The following is a 23,274-nucleotide window of genomic DNA, read 5'->3' as shown; positions in this document are numbered from 1 at the left end:
AGGCCTGAATGCAATTTTTTGTCGGGAACCCTCCCGATCACTTTCCCTAAAAGGATGCATCATGAAAACTCTACACCACATGTTAGTTGGGACTCTTGCTTTAGCATTTGTTGCGTCACTAAGCGGTTGCAGCGGCATGTCTCACCGCGGCGCTGATACGGCCGTCGGTGCCGGAGTTGGCGGAGTTGCTGGTGCTGTATTAACCGGCGGTAGCGCACTTGGTACTGTGGGTGGTGCCGCCGTTGGTGGCGTGGTTGGCAATCAAATTGGAAAATAAAGTGTTAGCTCCTAAACATGCCGCACTCAATCAGCTACGCATACAATAACGGGCCGACATCCCGATACCATCCAACCGGAAATATCCACACATCAACCCCGTACACGTGCAAACGTGTACGGGGTTGATGTGTTTTTAATGCAGTTTGACCGAAGGTTTAGCGTGCTTCATCAAGCTGCTTGCGGTCGCCGTAACACCAGTGCGAATCGGCCCTAAGAGTGCGTTCAAGTGCAACAAATGCAAACTGGTGTACATCATGCGCGCAAAAAAACCATCAACAAACCAGCCCAGTTTTGATAGCGAACCCATTAAAGTACCAACCGACGTACTTCTCCCAAAAGACACAAGCGAACCGTGGTCTGTATAAACGTAGGCGGCCGTATTCACTGGTTGACCTTTATGCTCACGAACAAATATCGCTAACAAATAGTCGGCTTGTTGATGCGCCGCTTGCGCTCTGGGCGGCACGAGTCTGCCATCAGCGCTCACGCAGGCAGCACAATCGCCTAATGCGTAGATATTCTTACTATCTTTCACCTTTAAACCGCCGTCAACCTGGAGTTGGCCCAACCCGGTTACGGGCAATCCCAATGTTTTTAATAAATCGGGTGCCTTGATGCCGGCTGACCAAACGCAGAGATCAAAAGCGTAATCGTTACCGTTTGCGTCAGTGACAAATTGTTCCGCAATACTGGCTACGCGACAGCCCGTGACTACGCGCACATCCCTCTCCCTCAGCAACTTGGTTGCCGCATTAGCGACACGTTCCGGTAAAGGGGCCAGCAGCCGCGGTGCGCCTTCAAGGATCGTAATACGCACATCCTTATCGGGATGCAATCTCGGAAAATCGTAATCTGTATACACGCCGCTGGCTTCACGTAATTCTGCTGCTAGTTCAACACCGGTAGCACCGCCTCCCACGATCACGATATCAATACCGGCATCCGGTGAAAATTCCTTTTTGAGGTCGGCCAGCGTCAGCAATTTGAGCAATCGACGGCGAAAATACTCCGCGTCCTCGGTTGAGTTAAGTGAAATGGTGTTTTTCTCGGCGCCGTTCAGCCCGAAATAATTGGAGACACTTCCCACTGCAATAACCAGTCGGCCAAAGGCAATTTGTCGTGGCGGCACGACCTCTACACCAGCCTCGTCATTGATCGCATCAACTGTAATGGTATTGTTAATTGCATCAAGGGCGGTCAAAGCACCATACACAAAACGGAATTTATTATCATGCGCCAACATCTGGTAGGACAAACCTTCCTGGTGGATATCACGCGTTCCCGCCGCAACCTCATGCAAAGAGGGCTTCCAGATATGATAAAGGGTACGATCAACCAGAGTGACATGACCATGCCCCAGTTTACGGCCCAACTTACAAGCCAGTTCAAGGCCACCTGCGCCACCACCGACTATGACGACTTCGTTGGATGCTGCTGTAGTCTGGTTCGCAACCTGCGCCAGCACCAGATTCTCATTTTCATTTGACATCGATTTCCCCTTCTCTTGATACATTACTACCTTAGTACATTGAATTGTTGTCCAATATCACTACCAACAGTGATTAGCTTAAAAATCGATGCCGAAAATAGCGCGCTATAACCTTCCCAACCCTTTCACCGCCATAGCCCTTTAGTGTTATCTTGAGATACCGCTAATAGTCTACGTTGAACAGTCTACTTTGAGATATGCAACCAAGGCAATAGAAGCATGCTGTTAGATCAAACCAGCCGCACCCGCAGCATACGTCTGGTGACTACTCCCAGTCTGCGCTATGATTAGCAGGACTAGTAAGAAACTGCTAAAAAACCGACCACCACCGGAGGGCATATGTACCGAAAAATTCTTATCGCTTACAATGGCACACCCGAAAGTCGCTGCGCGCTCCACGCGTGCATCCGCCTTGCTCCCGGTTCTGAAGTAGAAGTACATTTATTAGGGGTTATAAATCTTGCGACCTACCTGATGGCTGGGGAATTCGTCGCTGAATCCGCTATTACGTCAGAAAAAGCTTTATTGGAACAAGAGCTCACCAAAGGACATAAGCTGCTCAGCGATGTCGGCCTAAATGTCATCACCCATTTTGAAAGCGGTGAGCCGATCAATGTCATTAGCGATTTAGTGACGCAACTTGGGATTGATTTGGTGATCATTGCTCATTCACGCAAGAAGCCGTTGGCGTTACGATGGTGGCGTGGCTCCACCGATAGCCTTTTAGTAGAAAAGATTCCGTGCAGTATTCTCGTGGCGTCAGATTCCTGAGTATAAATGCAAAGAGCCCGTTATCACACGGGCTCTTTTTTTGGGCTTTTTTTTCGACGGTCAAATCCTCATATAAATAAAACGTGGGCCGCTAATCGTATCTTCAAAACGCGTTAAAAAAATGTAACAAATAGCGCGTTTTTTTATCGAGTTTAGTTAAGCGTAGAGATCGATCAGGCCCAGTGAAGATCAAAATACATTGAACAAGCTAACGAACACAAACATCCTGCTGCTTTCTTTGTGCACGTTAATTCGTCACCCGACCAAGGATTAATGACCCTTTTGTGCATCCTTTACGGATTCTTTAACGTCACCAACAGTTTTTTGGACTTTACCAGAAACTTGTTTTTCAAGACCTTTTGCTTGTTGATTGTGGCTACCAACCAATTTTCCAGTTTTTTCCTGGATTTTCCCTGCAGCTTCTTTGACGCTACCTTTGACTTGGTCTTTATTCATTTTTTACTCCTGAGTGAATAAAACACATTGGGAGAAACCAGCTACAACCATACTGAGTGTGGCGATATTGCTGGATATAACTTGGTTTCGTTACACATAAAGGCTTTTGGCAAAATTTACATCGCCGTGTAATCTCGGCCCTGAATGTACTCTTAGGTTAATTAAACTGCGCAGTAAAATCCATCAGACATCCTCCGATAAGCACGTAGGAGATTATGAAGTCCAGTCAACATTAACTTTTATCGATCCGCTAATTCAGGTGTTCACCATCGCTGGCGTCACCCAACCGCGAAACCAGTGGCACCTCGATTTCTACTCTCGTGCCCCCCTCTAATCCATTAACCCGACCCGGCTTAAACATCACCCGTCCACCGAGAAAACTTGCGCGTTCTTTTAACCCGCGCAACCCATGCGTATGGGTATTGTCAATACACTCTTGCGACATGCCGATACCGTCGTCACAAATTGTCAGCGCCAGCCGATCTTCATCCACATCGAGTACTACGTTAATTTTGGTAGCTTGCGCATGTTTGGCGACGTTATTTAATATCTCCTGAAGCATGCGATAAACAGCGATTTCGATCTTATGATTAATGGAAATATTTTCGTCCGGCAAACTGGCGCGGCAAATAATTCCTGTACGTTGCCCGAAATCTTCCAATTGCTCGGTGATCGCTGCCTTCAGCCCAAAAAGATCAAGCATATTCGGACGAAGTTCAGTTTGAATACGCCGCGTAGTAGCAACCAATGACCTGAGTAATTCTTGAATACGGGTTTGGCGCTCTTCCCATACAGGATCATCCGGGAAAACTTTATAGACGCCTTCCAAATGCATACTTAATGCGGTAAGCGCAGCCCCCATGTTGTCGTGCAACTCCCGTGCAATGGCGCGCTTCTCCTCTTCGCGGACATCTTCAATATGATTCGTCAGATCGCGCAGTAAAGCGGTACGTTGAAAAATGGTGCGTTCCAGTTCCAACTCCCTTCGCCTGAGTGAATCTTCTGCATGCTTCCGCTCAGTAATATCGGTCGCAATGCCGACGATTCCCATGATCTTTCCTTGCGAGTCGGACCAGGGCGACTTGGTCACTTGAAATGTCACAATGCCGCTTTTGAGAAGAATTGTTTGCTCTATGGTTTGGGACACACCGGCTTCCATAATGCCTACATCGTCATGATCTATCCGGTCGGCATCTTCCTGACGCAAAAATAGATCACGACTCCGCCGAAGCTTAGCCTCACTCCAACTCATATCGAATTGTCGAAGACACGCCGGATTTGCAAAAATTAAATTCCCAGTCCGATTTTTAACAAATATTGGATCGTTAGTATTGTCACTAACCGCGATTAATAAGGCGCTCGCTTCCGCTAATTCGGCAGCACTTTTTAAACGCGCGCTATATTCTTGATCGACCTTTCCTGCCGTTCGCCAAAAAATAAACAAGAACAGTCCACCGCCAATGATAGTCAATAAAGGTGGCACCAAATTGTAGTCATATAATTCTTCGCGGGCGCCCCAATCTACACACCAATTCAACACCGCTAACAAAATCAACATCTGCGGTAATGAGCGCCGCAATATTTGTCCACCAGGCGCATGCCGCGTAATAATCGCCATCAATAAATGGCGTGGACGAGACATTAACAAGGCCAATCCAAATAACAAGAAACACAACTCAGCGACTAACGGCACGCCTCTTTCGTACATCATATGAGTCAAGACGTCGACATCATATAGATAGCCAAACAATGGAATTGTGCTCAAAAAAATCAAAACACTTGCCAGATATTCAGCCGGATAATGTTGTCTCTGAGTTCGATAGTCGAGGACCAGCAAAGCGACCCCAGAAAAGATAAAACCAACCGCAACGAATGGATGCATTTCGGCAAAGCCGGACATCCCGCTCCAGGTAAATAGCAGAAAAAAATGTTCGAACTGGCTAGCAGACCCAAGCAGTTGCTCGGCCAATACAGCGATGGCTGGCACTAGCATCAATACGGCCAATATTTGCGTCAAAAACTTGATCGGCCACTTGTCGGCTAACGGCGAACATTGAAGTAGAAGAGCTGCCCCGCCCATCAAGAATCCCAGGACAACATTGGGTTGCAAAGTACTAAACTGCAACAGTACTCCGCTACCTTTCACCCCGTATAAAGCGCATACCAGAGTCAGACACGAAGCCACCATGACAACCAATATTAAGGTTACTGCGGTGGCGATAGTACGAGATACGTAAATGCCGGATAGCGCAAAGCGCTCAAGTGCGCGGCTTTTAAGCAGATATTGGTAATGCGGATGGTCGTCGCTTATTTCCTTTTCATCTGGCGATTTTTTTTTATTCATATTTTCTTGCCCCTCTCGTCCAACTGATCACCATCGCAGATAAACATCATCTCTATAATCCGGGGTTTTATGCTAAGGCAAACAGTATCACTCATGCAACTAAAATACGGGGGATTTTGCGCGCACAAAGAAAAAAACCGCAAACGCCTAATGAGCGTAGCTGAACGTTTTTCACTACATCATACTGTGGATTTTTTTGCTACTGCGCAGCGTATGAACGACTGGCGTGTATCATAAGACTGATAAACAGAATGCACTGCTATCGTAACAAAAGCACATCAATGCATACTGGAACCTAATTCTTCAAGTAGCGTGCGCAACTTGGTAAATTCGGAAGTTTTGTCAAAAAAGAAGCGGACACCGTATTGCTCTCCAGCCCGCCGGTAGACTTGGCTGACATTGTTACTGAAAATTATCTTAAGATGGTTAATACTTTTATTCGATTTGGATAACGTCTTCAACAGGTTCATACCATTGCCTTGCCTCAACTCTATATCGAGGATCAAAATATCATAACTTTCAGCATCAATTTTCTCAAGCGCATCATTTTCCTCCGCCGAAAATCCAGCCAATATCACCCCTTGAATACCATTGACGGTTTCAATAATCCAATCGCGTACATCGACGGAATCTTCCACCAAAAAAATTCGCAGCGGTGCTGAGTGATTTTTTTCAGGCGCGGAAGTGAGAGTTTTTTTCATGAGTATTTGACAAACTTCAACGGCATCCATAGTTATCTTTAGCATTGATAATGGCGCTTCCCGAGCCGTAACGGAAACCAACATTACGAATAATAAAGCACAATAAATAGAGCTGAGCCTATCTGCAATCGCCTTAGGTTCTGGAACATTTTTCAATTGTCTTTACATCAAATTTACCGCGCAACTAAACTACTTCAATGCATCGATCAATCTTATCAATCGATCAAATTATTCTTAATTGCATAATAAATAATGTCAGCATTGTTAGTCATACTCATCTTTTGTAAAACACGGGTACGATAAGTACTCACAGTCTTCACACTAAGACATAACTCGTCGGCGATTTTTGTTACTCCCTCGCCTAGGCTTAGCTTGTAAAAAATCTCATATTCACGCTCAGACAATAACTCGTGTAACGGCTTCTGATCATCTGTATCAGGATCAGCGGTTAATAGCTCCGCGACGCCATAACTAATGTATTTATGCCCATCCAGAATTGTATTAATCGCTTTGACCAATTCCGTGGCAAGGGCCTCTTTCTGCACATAACCATTTGCGCCACTACGAAGTACTTGCACCGCATAACGGCTTTCGGGATGCATGCTGAGTATTAAGACTGGAAGTTTTGGCTTCTCACGTTTGATCTGCTTCAAAACTTCAACCCCGCTTTTGTCGGGCATCGCAATGTCCAGCAGGACAATATCCCACTCATGTGCGCGCACCATCCGGATGGCCTCCTCCGCGCTGGCCGCCTCGCCTCCTATTTCCATATTGGGCACATCGGCAATAAAGTAATGGACGCCTGCGCGCACGACAGCATGGTCGTCAACCACTAAAATTTTTATCATAGTTTCAACATTTTTTAAAACCCCGATCACGACAACTGTTCACAGGTTGATAATTACTTTTAAAAAGTTATTTATTTTAATCCATGATCAAGCAGATTCTTTCGCCTTATCAGTTTTACACTATTTTGTGTTAATTGACCTAAAATAAATGTAAATCCTATAAGTATTTTTAAGTCATATCTGTTCTTTCCAATTGCAAAAAGTCCGGGAGTCTTCTATCGAAGATCCCGGCGCGACCAAACCATTCAGCGTTGTTTTAGCTCTGCTTGATTTGGCTAGCTTGATTTAGCTGAATTTTTAACGCAGACGAATGTCGTTTTTCACAGACTGAACACCTTTAACGCCAGCTGTTACATTTGCCGCGGTCGCCGCATCCTGACGCTGCGCCACAAAACCACTCAACTGCACTATGCCCTTATAGGTTTCCACATTAATTTCAGCCGACTTCAATGTTGGCTCATTGAAAATTGCCGCCTTCACTTTGGTCGTAATCACCGCATCGTCGACGTAACCACCAGTGCCTTCATGCGTAGCTGTCGCTGCGCAACCTGCCAGAGACAACATGAATAGCGCGAAAAAGAAACCAGCGAAACGTTTGGTGATTGATGTCATAGAATTCTCCTAAAAGTAATATATAAAACTACAAGGTCGTACAAAACTACGCATGCCACATCCCTCACAATGCGTCTTTAAACTAGCTTCTAGCTATCACGCCAGTGCAAGAGCTGGGTTGCTTTCATCATCAACAGATCAACGCGAAACCTGAACCAGTTAGGGACGATAGTCTTTATGGTTCTCTTCAAATGCTTTTATTTGCTTTTCAGCTTCATCTTTATTAACCCCATAAGCCTCTTGGATTTTTCCCGAAAGATCATCGCGTTTACCCGCAATCATATCGATATGGTCATCTGTCAATTTGCCCCATTGCTGTCTAATGTTGCCTTTCAGCTGCTTCCAGTTACCCTCAATAATGTCCCAATTCATCGTCATCTCCTGCAGTGAGTGGTGCTGATTAGTGGTGATCGTCAACCATCAGTGAATACTTCTTGCTGGTGTCAATGCTAAATCAGCCGGTGATTTGCAATGCGATTGAGGCCGCTATAGCGAATTCAACTAGCCAAGTAAATCGCGCATGTCATCGGCATGCTCTTCTTCAACCGCCATAATATTTACTAACATGTGGCGTGTTGTTGGATCAGTGTCACCAATACGCTCAATCATTTGGCGGTAGGTTTCGATCGCAATCCGTTCTGCAATTAAATTTGCTTTGATCATGCTCTTTATGTCGCTTGAATCGTCATATTCGGCATGACTCCGCTCAGCAATCCCGACAGGATTAAAATCTGGTTTACCGTTCAGTTGCACTATCCGTTCTGCAAGCATATCGGCGTGTTGCTCTTCCTCTCCGGCGTGCGCTAAAAACTCCGCTTTGATAGCGCTATTTTCAAGTCCGCTTGCCGTAAAGTAATGCCGCTTGTATCGCATTACGCACACCAACTCTGTCGCGAGAGCACTGTTCAACAAAGCGATGACTTCTTCACGATTACCTTGATAGCCGGATGTTACCGCGCCATCATCCAACTTTTGCGCAGCCGCTCTGATCGCCGCCGTGTCAATAGGCGTTGCGGTAGTCACGCGAGGCTTGCTACTAGCTTTGTTATTTTCGGCATTCATAACCATCCTACTTTCTTAAAATAGTCGACTAACTAACGATAGCTTTAGATTGGAATGTGGTTGTCATTGGTCGTAGTGCAATGGAACAAGAACCAAATACATTAAACGCAAATTGCAACTATCGGCAAACGGATTTAACGCACTTAGCCTTTTCTATTTACGTGACACACAGACGCCTGCAAGTACCCCAACCGCTAAAGAAATCGCGATTACACGCCATGGGTTTTCATGAACATATTCGTCTGTTGAAGTAATCGCCGCCCGCCCACCATCTATGGCAGCGCTTTGCACTTGCTGGGCTTTAGCCAAGGTATCATCAAGTAAACCAATCCCTTTATTGATCAGATTAGTCGCTTTTTCACCTGTCTCGAACGAAGCTTCCCGTAGAGTCTTAAGTGCTTCGCGCACCAAACTTTGCATGTCTTGCTCGATGTTTTCTAAAGAATTATTGCGCATGATTGAGCTCTTTCATCAGAGACAGTTAACAAGGCGATGTGGACAGCTGCGTGAGCAGGTATTACTCGATTTTTAAAATAACTGAGCGCAGTTCAGATATCACCTCAAGTAACGTTAAAAAATTTTCGAGGCAAAGCATGGGAAAGCACTAATGCGATGGAATAAGTCTAACAACCGACGTACCTACCTGACATAGGACAGGCGCTGTTTACTTTGTAGGACAAGCGGAAAAAAACAATGCTCATGATGATCAGCGGCACGCAACAATACGCAGAAAATACAGGGGTTTTGCGGCCCACAAAAAACCTATTATGTAGATATTGAAGGAAGCAGGGGACGCTAAATTTGTGACCGAAAAAGTCGTCATTTCATACTGTTAAAAGTACGTACTGAAGAATTGTGCTGAGGGATTTAGATAGATTACTTAAACCTGCAAACAAACCTTGAAGAAGTCACTTTCAAGATTTTATGTACCTTATAAAAAATTGTTCGACAGAACATATGATGCCGAAAAATTCGGTTTAATCCTCTTAAGTTCACTTATTGCGCCATCGGTAAGCACGTTATAAAACACCGACACACTTTGAGATTTCAAAGTAAATAGTCATCGGTTACGCACATAAGTTACCTACATGGGTTAATAGCCCTATTTATACGACTTAATTACGTACCTTAAATACACGCATAAGCTAACTATTAAGCCGCTTCCGCCACAGATTCATCCTCTGCCTCTTCCCCCAAAAATCCGCCACTTTGATGTGCCCACAACCGCGCATAAAGTCCCCCACTAGCAAGTAATTCACGATGGCTTCCCTGTTCTACAATCCGCCCTTTATCCAATACAATCAGGCGATCCATCGCTGCGATGGTTGATAGGCGATGCGCAATGGCGACCACGGTTTTACCTTCCATCAATCGGTACAAACTCGCTTGAATGGCGGCCTCGACTTCAGAATCGAGTGCACTTGTAGCTTCGTCGAGCAACAAAATCGGTGCGTCTTTCAACATCACGCGAGCGATCGCAATTCTCTGCCGTTGACCGCCCGACAATTTAACACCACGCTCTCCAACATGCGCATCGTAACCAATACGACCCTTAGCATCCATTAGGTTCAGTATAAAATCATGCGCCTCCGCGCGTTTAGCGGCGGCGATCATATCCACATCGGTTGCGTCAGGACGCCCATAGAGAATGTTATCGCGCACAGAACGATGCAACAAAGACGTGTCCTGAGTCACCATACCAACCTGCGCTCGCAAGCTGTCCTGCGTAACATGATGAATATCGGTACCGTCGATGAGTACGCGCCCTTGCTCGACATCATAAAACCGCAATAGTAGATTGACGATGGTCGATTTGCCTGAACCAGAACGTCCCACCAAACCGATTTTCTCCCCGGGTAAAATACGCAACGACAGATTTTGAATCACCGGACGAGGGCCGCCGTATGAAAAATCAACATCTTCAAACCGCACTTCACCCTGCGTAACGATTAACGCCTTTGCATCGGGAAGATCATTAATCGTATGCGAGCGCGATAGCGTATTGATACCGTCCTGAACCGTACCAACTTGTTCAAATAAGGATGCCATTTCCCACATAACCCAATGTGAGATACCGCTCAGACGCAACGCCATGGCGGTGGCGGCTGCGACCGCACCGATTCCAACCTGTCCTTGCGTCCAGAGCCACAGAACCATCCCTGCGGTACTGATAATCAACAACATGCTAAGGATGTGGTTGACGATCTCAAAGCCGCTCACCAGTCGCATCTGGCGGTGCACTGTTTGTAAAAATTCCTGCATCGCGGAACGCGCATAGCCAGCCTCGCGACCGGCATGTGAAAACAATTTAACCGTCGCAATGTTGGTATAAGCGTCCGTAATGCGCCCGGTCATCAGCGACCGTGCATCGGCTTGCGATTGCGCTACGCGACTGAGGCGCGGCACAAAATAGCGCAAAGCGAATCCGTAAAGCACAACCCAACCAAGAAACGGTAACAACATCCACAGATTAAAATTGCCCACGACCGCAACCAACGTGACGAAGTAGATCAGCACAAATACGAGGATATCCCCCAAAATCATACAAATATCACGTACGGCTAACGCAGATTGCATGACCTTGGCAGCGACACGTCCGGCGAACTCATCCTGATAAAATTCCATGCTTTGATTGAGCATCAGACGGTGAAAATTCCATCGCAGCATCATCGGAAAGTTACCTGCCAAGGCCTGCTGTTTAAACAGCGTCTGGAAAGCTACGACGACAATACTAGCGATCAGCACGATGCCAAGCAATATTAAATTATTCCGTTCCTGCGTCCACAAAAGCGAGGGTTGAACATGGCTGAGCCAATCAACAATTTTCCCCATCATCGCAAACAATACGGCCTCAAATGCACCAATCGTTGCTGTCAGCAAGGTCATTGCAATAATGTAACGACGCAGGCCTTTAGTGCATGCCCAGATAAACGCGACAAATCCGCGTGGTGGAGGTGCAATGACTGTTTCAGGATAGGGGTATATCAGTTTTTCAAACAGGCCAAACATACGAATACTCCAATAAATTCTGTAGAAACGTGACTCTCAGGCCGATGGATGCGCAGTAGATAAAGACAGCAGGATCAACGGTGAGCCGAAAGTCGACGAAGCAATGCTATCGCCATGTACCAATGAGGCGAAATAAGAAGGCGTTATAGCAGTCAGCTGGTAACAATGATGCGGCGCCTCGGTGTTGTGCTGAACATGCACTTCATCATGGATGCATAATGAATACGTAATGAATGGCCAAAACTCAGATTTCAGCGTCTATCTGATTTTCTGGTGCAGCCATAACGAAAGCGTCAAGTTGGCGGCAGTTATCATTAATGCGTAGCAATGTCGGAAAGGCCGACAAATCACACTTCTGCCGTTGTGCGTTAAACAATTGCGGAACCAGACAGCAATCGGCCAAAGTCGGCGTATCACCAAAGCAAAACTTGCCCACGCGTGCGTCCGCGGCGAGCGTCGTTTCAAGCGCTGTCAAACCCAACTCACACCAATGACGATACCAGGTATTTTTGGCTTCCTCTTCAACTTTCAAGTCGCGCACCAAATACCGTAAAACACGCAGATTATTAACCGGATGAATATCGCATGCGATCATCAGGGCAATACTACGCACAAAAGCGCGATCCAGCGGTGTTGGGGGCAATAACGCCACGTGAGGATACATTTCATCCAGGTATTCAATAATCGCCAACGACTGGGTAAGAACTGCTCGCCCCTCGGACGCTTCTTCATCGACCATTGTTGGCACCTGGCCACTTGGATTCAGTTGACGATACATCGGGCTTAACTGCTCTCCACCATGCTTCACCAAATGCACAGGAACGATATCACAAGGCAACTCTTTCAAATTTAACGCGATGCGCACCCGATAGGCGGCAGAGCTGCGAAAATAACTATAGAGTTTCATCCATTTTCCTATGAACTGGTGATGCATATCGTTGCGCAAAGAAGCACTAATATCGTGGCTTATGATTCAAACGGGCAGCTTAACGCTCTACCGGAGCACATTATAAAACGCTTATCTGGCGCGGTTTGATGGAAGTAACGATGAACAATATGACTTGTTTGGTCTATTGCCTTGCTATCAAAAATGATGCCAACTCAACCATTCACTCGCAAGGCGCATGGTCTCCTTATTTATGACCTGATTAGATGATGCGCAAACTTCAAATGCGCTCACTTAGGTTGCGCTAAGTCCGCTGGCGCCAAGCTGGCATCGTGAATGCCTTAATAACTATACAAGGCGCAAACGTAAATCACCGACACCCTCAACGCTGCCTTCCAGCAGATCACCTTTGACAACGGCTGCGACTCCCGCTGGCGTGCCGGTAAAAATCAGATCGCCCGCATGCAGTTCATAGAAGTTGGAAAGTTGTTCTATCGTTTCTGCGATGCTCCAGATTAGCTGATTGATATCGCCTTGCTGACGTAGCTGACCATTGACGTTAAGTTGGATTGGACCACGCTCAATCGGGCCGGTAACGCTAATCGGACGAATGGCTGAAATCGGCGCTGACTGATCAAACCCTTTGCTAGTACACCAAGGCCGACCAAGCTTTTTAGCTTCAGCCTGTAAATCACGGCGCGTCATATCCAGACCGACGGCGTAACCATAAATGTGTTTCACCGCTTCGGCAGCAGAAATATTTTTTCCACCGCTGGCGAGCGCGACGACCAATTCAATTTCATGATGCAGATCTTTAGTCATCGTTGGATAGGCCATCTCGCCGACGCTTCCCTGCGCTACAGGCAATACCGCATCCGCCGGCTTCATAAAAAAGAATGGTGCTTCGCGTCCGCTATCGCCCATTTCTTTTGCGTGCTCTGCATAATTACGCCCGACACAATAAATCCGATGAACCGGAAATAATTCACCACTGCCCTCAACCGGCACGACCGCTTGCTGCGGTGAAAAAACGAATTCCATGAAAAGCTCCTTTAGTTACAAGAGGATGCTGCTTTAAGTACAGCAGCATAAAGAACAGATCAAATAACAGGCTTACACAAAATTATTCCAACTAGACTACGAACCTGCCGAGCCTGCGAAGAATACAGCATGTCAGTATCAGGCCGCGTAGTTGGCTAGAAAAGCGCAACACTGCTGGGCGATTTTGCGTAAGTTCTTTCCCTGTTATTTCCCGAAAAATACTGCCAAGCGCCGCACTGCTTCTCGCAAATTGTCCATCGAAGTTGCGTACGACAGTCGGATATAGTTACTCGCAGTGAAAGGGCCAAAATCCAGACCAGAAACGACTCCGACTCCGACCTCGTTAAGAATCTCTTTTGTCAACTGGTCGGCGTCATCACTCAGGTCACTGCAATCGGCATACACGTAAAATGCGCCATCTGGTGTTACAGGGACCTTGAATCCTAGCGCGATCAATGCCGGGACGAGATAATTGCGACGCTCTTTAAACTCGGCCTTACGCGCCTCATAAATTGCAATTGACGCTGGTTCAAAGCAGGCAATGGCCGCGTGTTGCGCAATCGAAGAAGCGCATATAAATAAATTCTGTGCCAGTTTCTCAATATGCGGCACAAGTGTCTCTGGCAAAACGAGCCAGCCCAGTCGCCAGCCGGTCATATTGAAATATTTGGAAAAGCTATTGATTACAATAATATCGTCGCCTAACGATAGCGCAGAAAATGGAGCAGCATCGTAGGTAAGGCCCTGATAGATTTCATCCACGATGGTAAAACCATTGTGACTACGCACCGTTGCAACGATCTTCGCAAGTTCTGAAGCGAGGATGGAAGTGCCAGTGGGATTAGACGGTGAAGCCAACAATACCCCACGGGTCGCCTCACTCCAATGCGATTGCACGGCCGCGTCGGAGAGCTGAAAGCGTTCAGCCGGACCGCTTGGAATCATTTTTGCCGAACCTTCAAACGCCGCCACAAAATGCCGATTGCAAGGATACGACGGATCGGGCATCAAAACCTCGGTGCCCTTTTCCACCAATGCGGCGCAAGCCAACAGCAATGCTGCCGACGCGCCCGCAGTCACCACAATGCGCGATGGCGCAATATCCAGTCCATAGACTTGGGCGTAATGCTTGGAAATAGCTTCTCGTAAGGCTGGCAATCCGGTGGCGGAAGTGTATTGCATCTTGCCGGCTTGCATCGCTGCGGTAGCGGCCTCAACGACCATTGGCGGTGCCGTGAAGTCCGGTTCACCGATACCCATATGAATAATGTCGCGACCCTGGTGTTCGAGCGCCACCGCCATTTTTGCCAACTCCATGACATGAAATGGCGCTATGTTATCTAGCCTTGAAGCGAGGTTGGAGAGGTTCATTAAAACGTCTTTGCAATTAACTAGAGGAGGAAGCGCAATACGATGCGCTTACAAAGCGGTTACGAAGCGGTTACGAAGCGCTACGATAGCGAGTAATTCTGAACTACTCCAATGAATGGAAGTCGGCAGCATCAGCTGCGCGTCATATCCGTTAAAAAGGACTGAAAGAGGTAAAGGAGCGCAACTAACAGGCATCACAGCGTGCACCATTAAACGACGATGCCTATGCCCTCTATCAACTACCTGCGTCGGCTTGACTTAAGCATTCGGCTTATCGTTTAATCGAAAAATAATTAAGAACGGCGACCAGCATTGACTTCCGCTTCTCTGGCCTTAGCCGCAAATTTGTCCAAAACGCCGTTGACATATTTATGACCGTCGATACCGCCAAAAGACTTAGTCAACTCTACCGCCTCGTTGATCACAACTTTGTAAGGAATCTCAAGGTGATTCTGTAACTCAAACGCACCGATTAACAGTACTGCGTGTTCTACCGGCGAGAGTTCGCTAATTTTTCGATCGATCAATGGTGCTAGTTCGCCACGTAAAGTGGCCGCATCCTTAATCGCACCGTACAACACCGAATTAAAATGCTCGGCATCGGCTTTATCGAACCCGTGCGCTTCACGGATGTTCGCCTGAATGGCATACACATCTTCATTATTGAGCAGCCATTGGTAAAGTCCCTGCAAAGCGAACTCACGCGCTCGATGACGCGGTGTACGGCTTTTGCTTGGGTTGGCGTGCTTAGGATGTTCTTGAGATTTGTTGGTCATAAATTTTCCGACTTATATTCCAGCCTCACGGCTAGCGGTAATCCATTTAAATACGCACGACTGTTGCGCAACTTATTACTTATTTATTTTTATTGCTTTTTTTATTGGTTATTTGCATTGATTACTTCTATAAAAGCCTTTTGGCACACGCAATAACGATCTCTTTGACGCAATATATAAGCAGCGCATTTTTTGCGCCGATTCATGCTCAGACCGTCACAGCTATCTGTTATCGATTAAATATCAGACCTTAGTCCTCATCGCTGGTCGATTCCGCCAACTCTTCCAGCGCGATCGACAAATTAGCCATTTCGACGGCTACGCGCGCGGCATCGATACCCTTTTCTGCCATCCTGACTTCGGCTTGCTCGTCATTTTCAGTCGTCAATACAGCGTTTGCTATAGGAATACCAAACTCAAGACCAACACGGCTAATTCCGGCACCTGCTTCATTTGAAACCAGTTCGAAATGATAGGTCTCGCCACGAATCACTGCGCCGATTGCCACCAATGCATCAAATTGTGCAGTTTCAGCTAACTTTTGTAACGCCAGTGGGATCTCCAATGCACCCGGGACGCTGACGTGTAAAACGTCTTCATCCACAACACCCAGATGTTTCAATTCACCTAGACAAGCCGATAGCAACCCGTGGCAAACATCCTCATTAAAACGCGCCTGCACAATACCGATCCGCAGACCGACGCCATCCAGATTAGGTTCGTAAGTTCCGACTGTCATGGTTTTTCCTTTATGCGCACTGCGCGTTGATACGTTAACAAATGAACACAACAAATAAAGACAACTAATATCAAAAATCTAGGTGGAACGCTTATAAGTTGCGTCGAACGCTCTCCACCAAGCAAAAGTACAAAGCGAAAGCTAAATTTCCGAAATTCCTTAAAGCAATGCAATTACTTACCATCGCATCTTTTAGCTATTCGGCTTATTTTGGTAGCCAGTAACTTCAAGCTCAAACCCGACCATCGATGGCATTTTTCTCGGGCTGGCTAAAAGCTTCATTTTGCCTACTCCAAGATCTTTTAAAATCTGCGCGCCAATTCCGTAAGTCCGCAAATCGAGGCGTGGCAAGGAAACATTGCCATCGGCACAATCGGCTAACGCTGCAAACTTCGCAAATATCTGCTCCGACGATTGTTCGCAATTCAAGAGAACCACAACACCACAAGGTGAAGATGCAATCGCTTCTAATGCCGATGTCATATTCCAGGAATGATTGGTCGCCTGAGTTTCCAGCAAATCGAGTATTGAAACCGGTTGATGGACCCGAACCAACGTCTCTACATCGGGGGTTGGCGTACCATGCAACAAGGCCAAATGCGCGCCACCGCTAGGCGTGTCGCGATAAGCAATTGTCTTGAACGTTCCTTGTGCAGTATGCGTGGTGCGCTCAGCCAGACGTTCAATCACACTCTCATGATGGCTGCGGTAATGAATCAGATCGGCAATTGTACCAACCTTAAGATTATGTTCACTGGCAAACACCAACAGGTCTGGTAAGCGCGCCATACTACCGTCGTCTTTAAGAATTTCACAGATGACTGAAGCTGGCGTCAATCCCGCCATATGCGTCAGATCGCACCCCGCCTCAGTGTGGCCGGCCCGCATTAAAACGCCGCCTTTCTTTGCCTTAACTGGAAAAATATGTCCAGGCTGAACAATATCGCTAGCCTTGGCATTTTTTGCAACCGCGACCTGAATCGTGCGCGCCCGATCTGCTGCGGAGATACCGGTGGTCACACCTTCTGCGGCTTCGATTGAGACAGTGAAATTGGTTCCGTAAGCCGTACCGTTTCGACTGGTCATCATTCCTAAGTCTAGTTGGGCGCAACGTTCCTCTGTCAGCGTCAGGCAAATTAAACCACGCGCGTATCTCGCCATGAAATTAATAGCTTCAGGCGTCACAAAATCCGCAGCAAGAACTAAATCGCCCTCATTTTCTCTATCTTCTTCATCGATTAAAATCACCATGCGACCAGCGCGCAATTCGGCAATGATTTCTTCTGTTGGTGCAATTGACATGTTATTGCCCTGAAATAGGCCTGTATTGAACGGATATAACCTAATGGTAGGTCGCTATTTTAATAGATTTATCCGTCAAGGACGCTTAGCGAATAAGCGCTTACTGACAATCACGCTTCGAAATTGGAAAAAATAGTGCGTTATAGCAGGCTTTATAGCACGCTAAAAACACGGTTTGCGAAGCATAGACAAAACCTTCATTAGCAATACCAACATTTTCTGAGAAGTGAAAAACGACATTTAATTTCAAAATTGATAACTTTTTGCAAAATTAATAGCTGAAGTCACGCAGCCACTAATTGCATACGTTTCAAAGCCTCTAACAATAGCGCAGGATCACCCGTCGCCAGCTTTTTCGAGTCTGACAACACTTGCCGAAATCCTCGCGCGCCCGGCAAACCAGCCATTAAACCCAACATATGACGCGTAATACTGTTTAAACGCAGGCCACTACCGTCGCGACCATATAACTCAAGCTGACGACGAATGTAAGGCATCATCGTTTCCACGACTTCAGCACGGGACTTCGGAGTTACTTTTTCATCATCGTAGTAACGTGCGTCGAAATCCGCCATCAAATAGGGATTGTGATACGCCTCGCGTCCCAACATAACGCCATCCACGTGTGCCAGGTGAAGGTCGATTTCAGCGGTGGTTTTGATTGCACCATTGATGATAATTTCAAGATGCGGAAAATCGCGTTTTAACTGGTAAGCAAAGTCATATTTCAGCGGAGGAATCTCACGATTTTCCTTCGGACTCAAGCCCTTCAAAATAGCGTTGCGCGCATGGACAATAAACGTTTGACAACCCGCCTCCGCTATCGTGCCTACAAAATCACGGACAAAATCGTACGACTCAATTTGATCAATCCCAATTCGGTGCTTGACCGTTACGTCGATATCAACGACATCACGCATTGCCTTCACCCCGTCAGCGACAAGATCCGCTTCAGCCATCAAACAAGCGCCAAAAGCACCCTTTTGTACGCGTTCAGAGGGGCAACCGCAGTTTAAGTTGATCTCATCGTAACCCCATTGCTCACCCAGTTTGGCACTTTTCGCCAAATCAGCCGGATCGCTTCCACCTAACTGCAAGGCAACCGGATGCTCTTCGTCGTTGAAATCAAGATGACGCGGCACATCGCCGTGCAACAACGCTCCCGTTGTCACCATTTCCGTATAAAGCCAGGTATGACGCGTGATTTGACGGTGGAATACGCGACAGTGTCTATCGGTCCAGTCCATCATCGGGGCGACAGCTATACGCCTTTTTCTGTAATTTATTGATTTCATTGATATTTATACTGATTTTAATCGTTAGTTATTGATGCAATTTATGTGCTAACTTGTTGATTTATGTGTTATTTTGATGCCTCATTGCATCAAAATTACATCAAGCACATGGCAACTATTACGAAGCGTGGAATATCTTGGTTCGCTCAGATTCGACGAAAAGGACATAAGTCTATCAGCAAGTCGTTCCCCACCAAAGGAATGGCGCAGGAATGGACACGCAAAATTGAGCATGAGATGGATACGATGGACTTTAAGGACGGGCGCACCCTTTCAGCCATTACCCTTTCTGAACTAATTGATCGTTATTCTAAAGAGATGCAGTCTACTAAAGCATTCGGACGCAACAAACTCGATGTATTAGCGCGACTTCGAAAAGATTTGGGGGATTTGACCGTTCCGAAAATCACCGCCGAACGTCTTTTGACGCATATCAAAATGCGACAGGAGCTTAAGGCGGATGGGGCCAAGGGCGCAGGCGGAGTAACTATTGGGATCGAGTTAACCTATTTAAGAAGTGTATTTCACGCGGCAAAGCAACTTTGGAAAATGCCAATCGACCTGAATGTTATTGCCGAAACAAGAGCCAGCATAAAATATCTGGGAATACGGACAAAGTCGACCGAAAGAGATCGCCGCCCGACCGCGAATGAAGTCACGTTAATTTGCGAGTGGTTTAACGCTAAGGGTAATAGGCAGAAGGTTCCGATGCCTGATTTAATCCATTTTGCAATGGCAACCGCTATGCGTGCGGGAGAAATCATTAACCTAAAGTGGTGCGACCTAAACGAAATCGACAGAACCATCATTATCCGAGATCGGAAGCATCCACAAGAAAAAATGGGTAATGATCAAGAGGTCCCGTTACTAAATGACGCATTTACTATTGCTATGCGACAACCGCGTACAGGTGATCTACGTATCTTTCCAGTGACTGATGGAACAATTAGTAGTCTTTTCCCTCGCGCTTGCAAAGCTCAAAACATTATTGACCTGAGATTTCATGACTTAAGGCACGAGGGAGTTTCACGTCTATTTGAACAAGGGTACCGTGTTGAGCAAGTCGCCCTTGTATCGGGCCATAAAGATTGGAAGATGCTGGCAAGATACACGCAAATACGAGCGAAAGATTTGCACAGGTCCGAAAAGTAAGATGGAACGCTCCATAAGTTCTCGCTGAGAGGGCGTGAAGATCTCCAGCTTTACAAGCTGCAGCTTATTTTGTTCATATATTTTAATTGTTCATGTAACGTGAATATATTTATTTCTTGAACTGGAAATGATTTGTTCGCAATATAATACTGTTCACGTTACGTGAAAATATTATTTTTTTGAACATAAGGCGCGATATGGCATCAATCAATGATTTTTCTTACAAAGAAGCCGAATTTACGAAAGCAGCGCTTTCCGCACTAGAAAGCAACGCTGGTCTCATAGGCCATATTCTTGAAACTCAAAAAATAATCAGCCCCGATTACCGTGCCGATGCAGTCATAGAACTTCAGGCAGGTGATCAACAATATGAATACATTGTTGAGTGCAAATCCGCCGTGGACCGAAAGATAATCGTTGCTAATGTGAAAGCACAACTTGAAAAGTTAACACCTAAAGGGCTTCTGATTGCACCATATTTGAGCGCGGAAATGGCTGACTACTGTCGCACCGTAAATCTAGAGTTCATAGATGCTGCAGGAAACGCTTATCTAAATGCGCCTGGATTATATGTCTTCATAAAGGGCCTGAAAGGCTTGACCAGTCAAACATCGATTGAACGTACAACCAACAATCCAACAACAATGAGAATGATTTTTGCGTTGCTATGTCAACCAAAATTGCTACAAGCCTCATACAGAGAGATCGTAGAGGAGGCAGACATTGCATTAGGAGCTGTAGGCACTGTATTTTCTGATTTAGCGAAACGTGGGCTATTGATAGATTCTGGCAAAAAAAACGACCGAAAACTTCTCGATCCATCACGGCTACTTAATGAGTGGGTAATCAACTATCCGATTACGTTACGTCCTAAACTCAATCCGCGAAGATTTCGATCACCTGACACCAATTGGTGGAAGGATATGCAGTTTGATGGCTTGGACGTATGTTGGGGGGGGGAAGTTGGTGCTCAACGTCTTACAAAATATCTTCATCCTGCCACACAGACACTTTATATAAAAAAAAGTGCGATGGCGACTGAGTTACCGCTCCTCATAAAAAAGTTCAGATTATTACCCGATCCAGAAGGACCAATCGAAATTCTTGAGAAATTTTGGAGGTCTTCGACAGAAAACAAATACCAAGATATAGCCCCTCCTATTTTGATATACGCAGATCTCATTGCATCATTAGAACCTCGAAATATCGAAGTGGCCAAAATGATCAAAGAAAGAAATATTGACAATGCTATCTGTAAAAACTGATCGTCCATTAGACCCACTTACCTTAACGATTTTACGAACAGTCGCGCGCGTAACAAAAGAATGTAACGTTGACTATTTTATTGTTGGCGCCACTGCTCGAGACATTCTCCTTACCCACGTATTTGGAATGGACGTTCGCCGTGCAACGTCCGATGTCGATTTTGCTATTGCTGTTAAGGATTGGGAGCAATTCGAAAATATAAAAACCAGACTGATACAAATAGACGGCTTTTACGCATCACAAAGAATGAACCATCGAATGTTTTTTAGAAGTCAAAATACCGGATTCGAGGAAGGTTATCCGTTTGATCTTGTTCCATTCGGTGGCGTCGAAGAATCGGATAATATTATTGCTTGGCCTCCAGACATGTCCGTCATGATGAACGTTACGGGGTATGGCGAAGTGTTAAAAGCAACCGAAGAAGTCGAGGTATCTCCCAATCAAACTGTTCGTGTGGCATCTTTAGCAGGACTTTCGATACTAAAATTATTTGCTTGGGTAGATCGGGGTTTGGTCAATTCTAAGGATGCTCAAGATTTGTACCAAATTATGCAGAATTATGGGAACGCAGGAAATATGGATCGATTATATGGCGATGAATTTAGCATTCTTGAGGCCGCGGAGTATGATCCGGTCCGTGCTGGGGTATGCCTGCTGGGTAACGACATCGCCACTCTTGCGAACGGGGAAACTTACAAGAAATTAATTGCCATTCTAGACGATGAGTCTCAAATGAAGCGTTTGGCTATTAACATGGTTGGAGCATTTCAATATGATGGAGATACTTTGACGAAAGTTGAGCAACTACTCGATCTATTTAAGCGTGGGATGCATATGTCAGAAAAAATGAAAAGCTAGATAACAATTTAATGCTCCACGAGCCTTCGTCGACTTAGGTACGTTTTAGCTGCATGCATCAGTTTTTAAAATCTCAGTTTCGGTGCAGTAATTCGGTTTGGCGCACCGTCACTAACGACTAGCAAAACAGGCTCCAGGTGCATCAGAGTGCATCACCCTGATGCAGGATCAATCCCTCCGCGCCCCGCTATGGGCGGGGCTGTGGGGGAGTGTCAGAGTGCACTAATACCGGCGCACCTAACGAAGCTCGCAGGCGTGGTGGGTAGTGCGCGGCGCAAGTACTGGTTGATAAGTGATAAATGGTATTAAAAATGCAACTAAATATATGGAGTAAAAAGAGCGTTCACTGCGGAGGGGGTGGCATGATCGGCGTGCCCATTCCTTTTAGAGTTATCGGAGGACGGAGAGTATCCGTTCCGACAAGCTGGCATGCCGTCATTTATCCAATGAATTGTGCTACGCTATACGAAACCTCCCTGAATTTAATCCGATAAGGACTGAAGTCATATTGTCACGACCTAGCGCTCCTTAAGATCGCACACTATTCATGAAATATAATAAATCCGCCTTGGTAGTAAACTCAGGCGACAGCGCCGACGATAAAGCCTCCTTTAACCCCGGACACCTTCTAGATGTGTTAATCGAGATACTCCATTTAAAAAACGACGCAGCGTTGTGTCGCGTACTGTGTGTCAGCCCGCCATTGATAAGTAAAATCCGGAATGGAAGTTTGCAAATTAGCGCAGCATCACTAATCCGTATGCACGAAGAAAGTGGGCTAACAGTCGGCGAATTAAGGGGGTTAATGGGCGACCATAGAAAAAATTTCGGTGTCAGCGACTAGAATTCCCGGACTAGAGCCGCATTCAAAAAGAACGCGATTTACCTTTAAATAGAACCAAAAAGATTTCCTGAAAGAACTATTTCCGCATATTCTTTTTCAAAATCATCCCTAGATTCCACGTCACAAAAGCGCCCAGGAAAAACCAACGGCTCATCACAAAAACAGCATTGACT

The 23,274-nt window shown here is 46.1% G+C and carries 22 protein-coding genes; 5 read left to right on the top strand and 17 right to left on the bottom strand.

Annotated elements, in window-relative coordinates; translation table 11 throughout:
- Window positions 1–61 precede the first annotated feature (61 nt).
- A complete protein-coding gene (locus RGU75_RS13840; RefSeq protein WP_322236841.1) occupies window positions 62–277 on the top strand; it encodes a glycine zipper 2TM domain-containing protein in 216 nt (71 codons plus the stop codon).
- A 135-nt stretch (window positions 278–412) separates the two neighbouring features.
- On the opposite strand, the gene RGU75_RS13835 is transcribed toward RGU75_RS13840, so the two are convergent.
- Window positions 413–1,768: an NAD(P)/FAD-dependent oxidoreductase gene (locus RGU75_RS13835; RefSeq protein ID WP_322236839.1), complete on the bottom strand. Its 1,356-nt coding sequence runs from the start codon at window positions 1,766–1,768 to the stop codon at window positions 413–415.
- 339 nt (window positions 1,769–2,107) lie between these two features.
- On the opposite strand from RGU75_RS13835, the gene RGU75_RS13830 reads away from it, so the two are divergent.
- Window positions 2,108–2,539 (top strand): universal stress protein, encoded by a 432-nt coding sequence (locus RGU75_RS13830; RefSeq protein WP_322236837.1) that lies wholly within the window; start codon window positions 2,108–2,110, stop codon window positions 2,537–2,539.
- A 270-nt stretch (window positions 2,540–2,809) separates the two neighbouring features.
- Here the strand turns inward: RGU75_RS13830 and RGU75_RS13825 are convergent, their stop codons facing one another.
- From RGU75_RS13825 to dusA, 16 genes are all read right to left on the bottom strand, one after another.
- Window positions 2,810–2,995: a CsbD family protein gene (locus RGU75_RS13825; RefSeq protein WP_322236836.1), complete on the bottom strand. Its 186-nt coding sequence runs from the start codon at window positions 2,993–2,995 to the stop codon at window positions 2,810–2,812.
- 250 nt (window positions 2,996–3,245) lie between these two features.
- A complete protein-coding gene (locus RGU75_RS13820) occupies window positions 3,246–5,339 on the bottom strand; it encodes a PAS domain-containing sensor histidine kinase (RefSeq protein ID WP_322236834.1) in 2,094 nt (697 codons plus the stop codon).
- Between the two features lie 278 nt (window positions 5,340–5,617).
- Window positions 5,618–6,196, bottom strand: coding sequence for a response regulator (locus RGU75_RS13815; protein WP_322236832.1), 579 nt, complete (start codon window positions 6,194–6,196; stop codon window positions 5,618–5,620).
- Window positions 6,197–6,255: 59 nt separating this feature from the next.
- On the bottom strand, window positions 6,256–6,888 hold the full coding sequence (locus RGU75_RS13810; RefSeq protein ID WP_322236830.1) for a response regulator transcription factor: 633 nt from the start codon (window positions 6,886–6,888) through the stop codon (window positions 6,256–6,258).
- A gap of 297 nt (window positions 6,889–7,185) precedes the next feature.
- A complete protein-coding gene (locus RGU75_RS13805) occupies window positions 7,186–7,500 on the bottom strand; it encodes a BON domain-containing protein (RefSeq protein WP_322236828.1) in 315 nt (104 codons plus the stop codon).
- Window positions 7,501–7,659: 159 nt separating this feature from the next.
- Window positions 7,660–7,872 (bottom strand): CsbD family protein, encoded by a 213-nt coding sequence (locus RGU75_RS13800; RefSeq protein ID WP_322236826.1) that lies wholly within the window; start codon window positions 7,870–7,872, stop codon window positions 7,660–7,662.
- Between the two features lie 129 nt (window positions 7,873–8,001).
- The gene (locus tag RGU75_RS13795; RefSeq protein ID WP_322236824.1) at window positions 8,002–8,562 is read right to left on the bottom strand and encodes a ferritin-like domain-containing protein; all 561 of its coding nucleotides are present in this window, start codon (window positions 8,560–8,562) and stop codon (window positions 8,002–8,004) included.
- A gap of 153 nt (window positions 8,563–8,715) precedes the next feature.
- Window positions 8,716–9,018, bottom strand: coding sequence for a DUF883 family protein (locus tag RGU75_RS13790; RefSeq protein WP_322236822.1), 303 nt, complete (start codon window positions 9,016–9,018; stop codon window positions 8,716–8,718).
- 696 nt (window positions 9,019–9,714) lie between these two features.
- A complete protein-coding gene (locus RGU75_RS13785) occupies window positions 9,715–11,571 on the bottom strand; it encodes an ABC transporter ATP-binding protein (RefSeq protein WP_322236820.1) in 1,857 nt (618 codons plus the stop codon).
- Window positions 11,572–11,815: 244 nt separating this feature from the next.
- Window positions 11,816–12,478: a maleylacetoacetate isomerase gene (maiA, locus tag RGU75_RS13780; RefSeq protein ID WP_322236818.1), complete on the bottom strand. Its 663-nt coding sequence runs from the start codon at window positions 12,476–12,478 to the stop codon at window positions 11,816–11,818.
- Between the two features lie 327 nt (window positions 12,479–12,805).
- The gene (locus RGU75_RS13775; RefSeq protein WP_322236816.1) at window positions 12,806–13,498 is read right to left on the bottom strand and encodes a fumarylacetoacetate hydrolase family protein; all 693 of its coding nucleotides are present in this window, start codon (window positions 13,496–13,498) and stop codon (window positions 12,806–12,808) included.
- 204 nt (window positions 13,499–13,702) lie between these two features.
- Window positions 13,703–14,869 (bottom strand): pyridoxal phosphate-dependent aminotransferase, encoded by a 1,167-nt coding sequence (locus RGU75_RS13770; protein WP_322236814.1) that lies wholly within the window; start codon window positions 14,867–14,869, stop codon window positions 13,703–13,705.
- A 293-nt stretch (window positions 14,870–15,162) separates the two neighbouring features.
- Window positions 15,163–15,645 (bottom strand): transcription antitermination factor NusB, encoded by a 483-nt coding sequence (gene nusB, locus RGU75_RS13765; RefSeq protein ID WP_322236812.1) that lies wholly within the window; start codon window positions 15,643–15,645, stop codon window positions 15,163–15,165.
- Window positions 15,646–15,895: 250 nt separating this feature from the next.
- A complete protein-coding gene (ribH, locus tag RGU75_RS13760; RefSeq protein ID WP_322236810.1) occupies window positions 15,896–16,384 on the bottom strand; it encodes a 6,7-dimethyl-8-ribityllumazine synthase in 489 nt (162 codons plus the stop codon).
- A 192-nt stretch (window positions 16,385–16,576) separates the two neighbouring features.
- Entirely contained in the window at window positions 16,577–17,686 is a 1,110-nt protein-coding gene (ribBA, locus tag RGU75_RS13755) for a bifunctional 3,4-dihydroxy-2-butanone-4-phosphate synthase/GTP cyclohydrolase II (protein ID WP_322236808.1), read from the bottom strand.
- Window positions 17,687–17,970: 284 nt separating this feature from the next.
- Window positions 17,971–18,981: a tRNA dihydrouridine(20/20a) synthase DusA gene (gene dusA, locus RGU75_RS13750; protein WP_322236806.1), complete on the bottom strand. Its 1,011-nt coding sequence runs from the start codon at window positions 18,979–18,981 to the stop codon at window positions 17,971–17,973.
- Window positions 18,982–19,089: 108 nt separating this feature from the next.
- Between dusA and RGU75_RS13745 the strand changes: the two genes are divergently transcribed.
- From RGU75_RS13745 to RGU75_RS13735, 3 genes are all read left to right on the top strand, one after another.
- Window positions 19,090–20,133 (top strand): site-specific integrase, encoded by a 1,044-nt coding sequence (locus tag RGU75_RS13745; protein WP_322236804.1) that lies wholly within the window; start codon window positions 19,090–19,092, stop codon window positions 20,131–20,133.
- 197 nt (window positions 20,134–20,330) lie between these two features.
- On the top strand, window positions 20,331–21,398 hold the full coding sequence (locus tag RGU75_RS13740) for a type IV toxin-antitoxin system AbiEi family antitoxin (RefSeq protein ID WP_322236802.1): 1,068 nt from the start codon (window positions 20,331–20,333) through the stop codon (window positions 21,396–21,398).
- Entirely contained in the window at window positions 21,379–22,257 is an 879-nt protein-coding gene (locus RGU75_RS13735) for a nucleotidyl transferase AbiEii/AbiGii toxin family protein (protein ID WP_322240519.1), read from the top strand. The genes RGU75_RS13740 and RGU75_RS13735 overlap by 20 nt, the downstream gene beginning before the upstream one ends.
- Window positions 22,258–23,274: the final 1,017 nt, after the last annotated feature.

It is taken from the genome of Glaciimonas sp. CA11.2 (assembly GCF_034314045.1).
Lineage (GTDB): Bacteria > Pseudomonadota > Gammaproteobacteria > Burkholderiales > Burkholderiaceae_D > Glaciimonas.
This window is presented reverse-complemented; position numbering and strand designations above follow the sequence as displayed.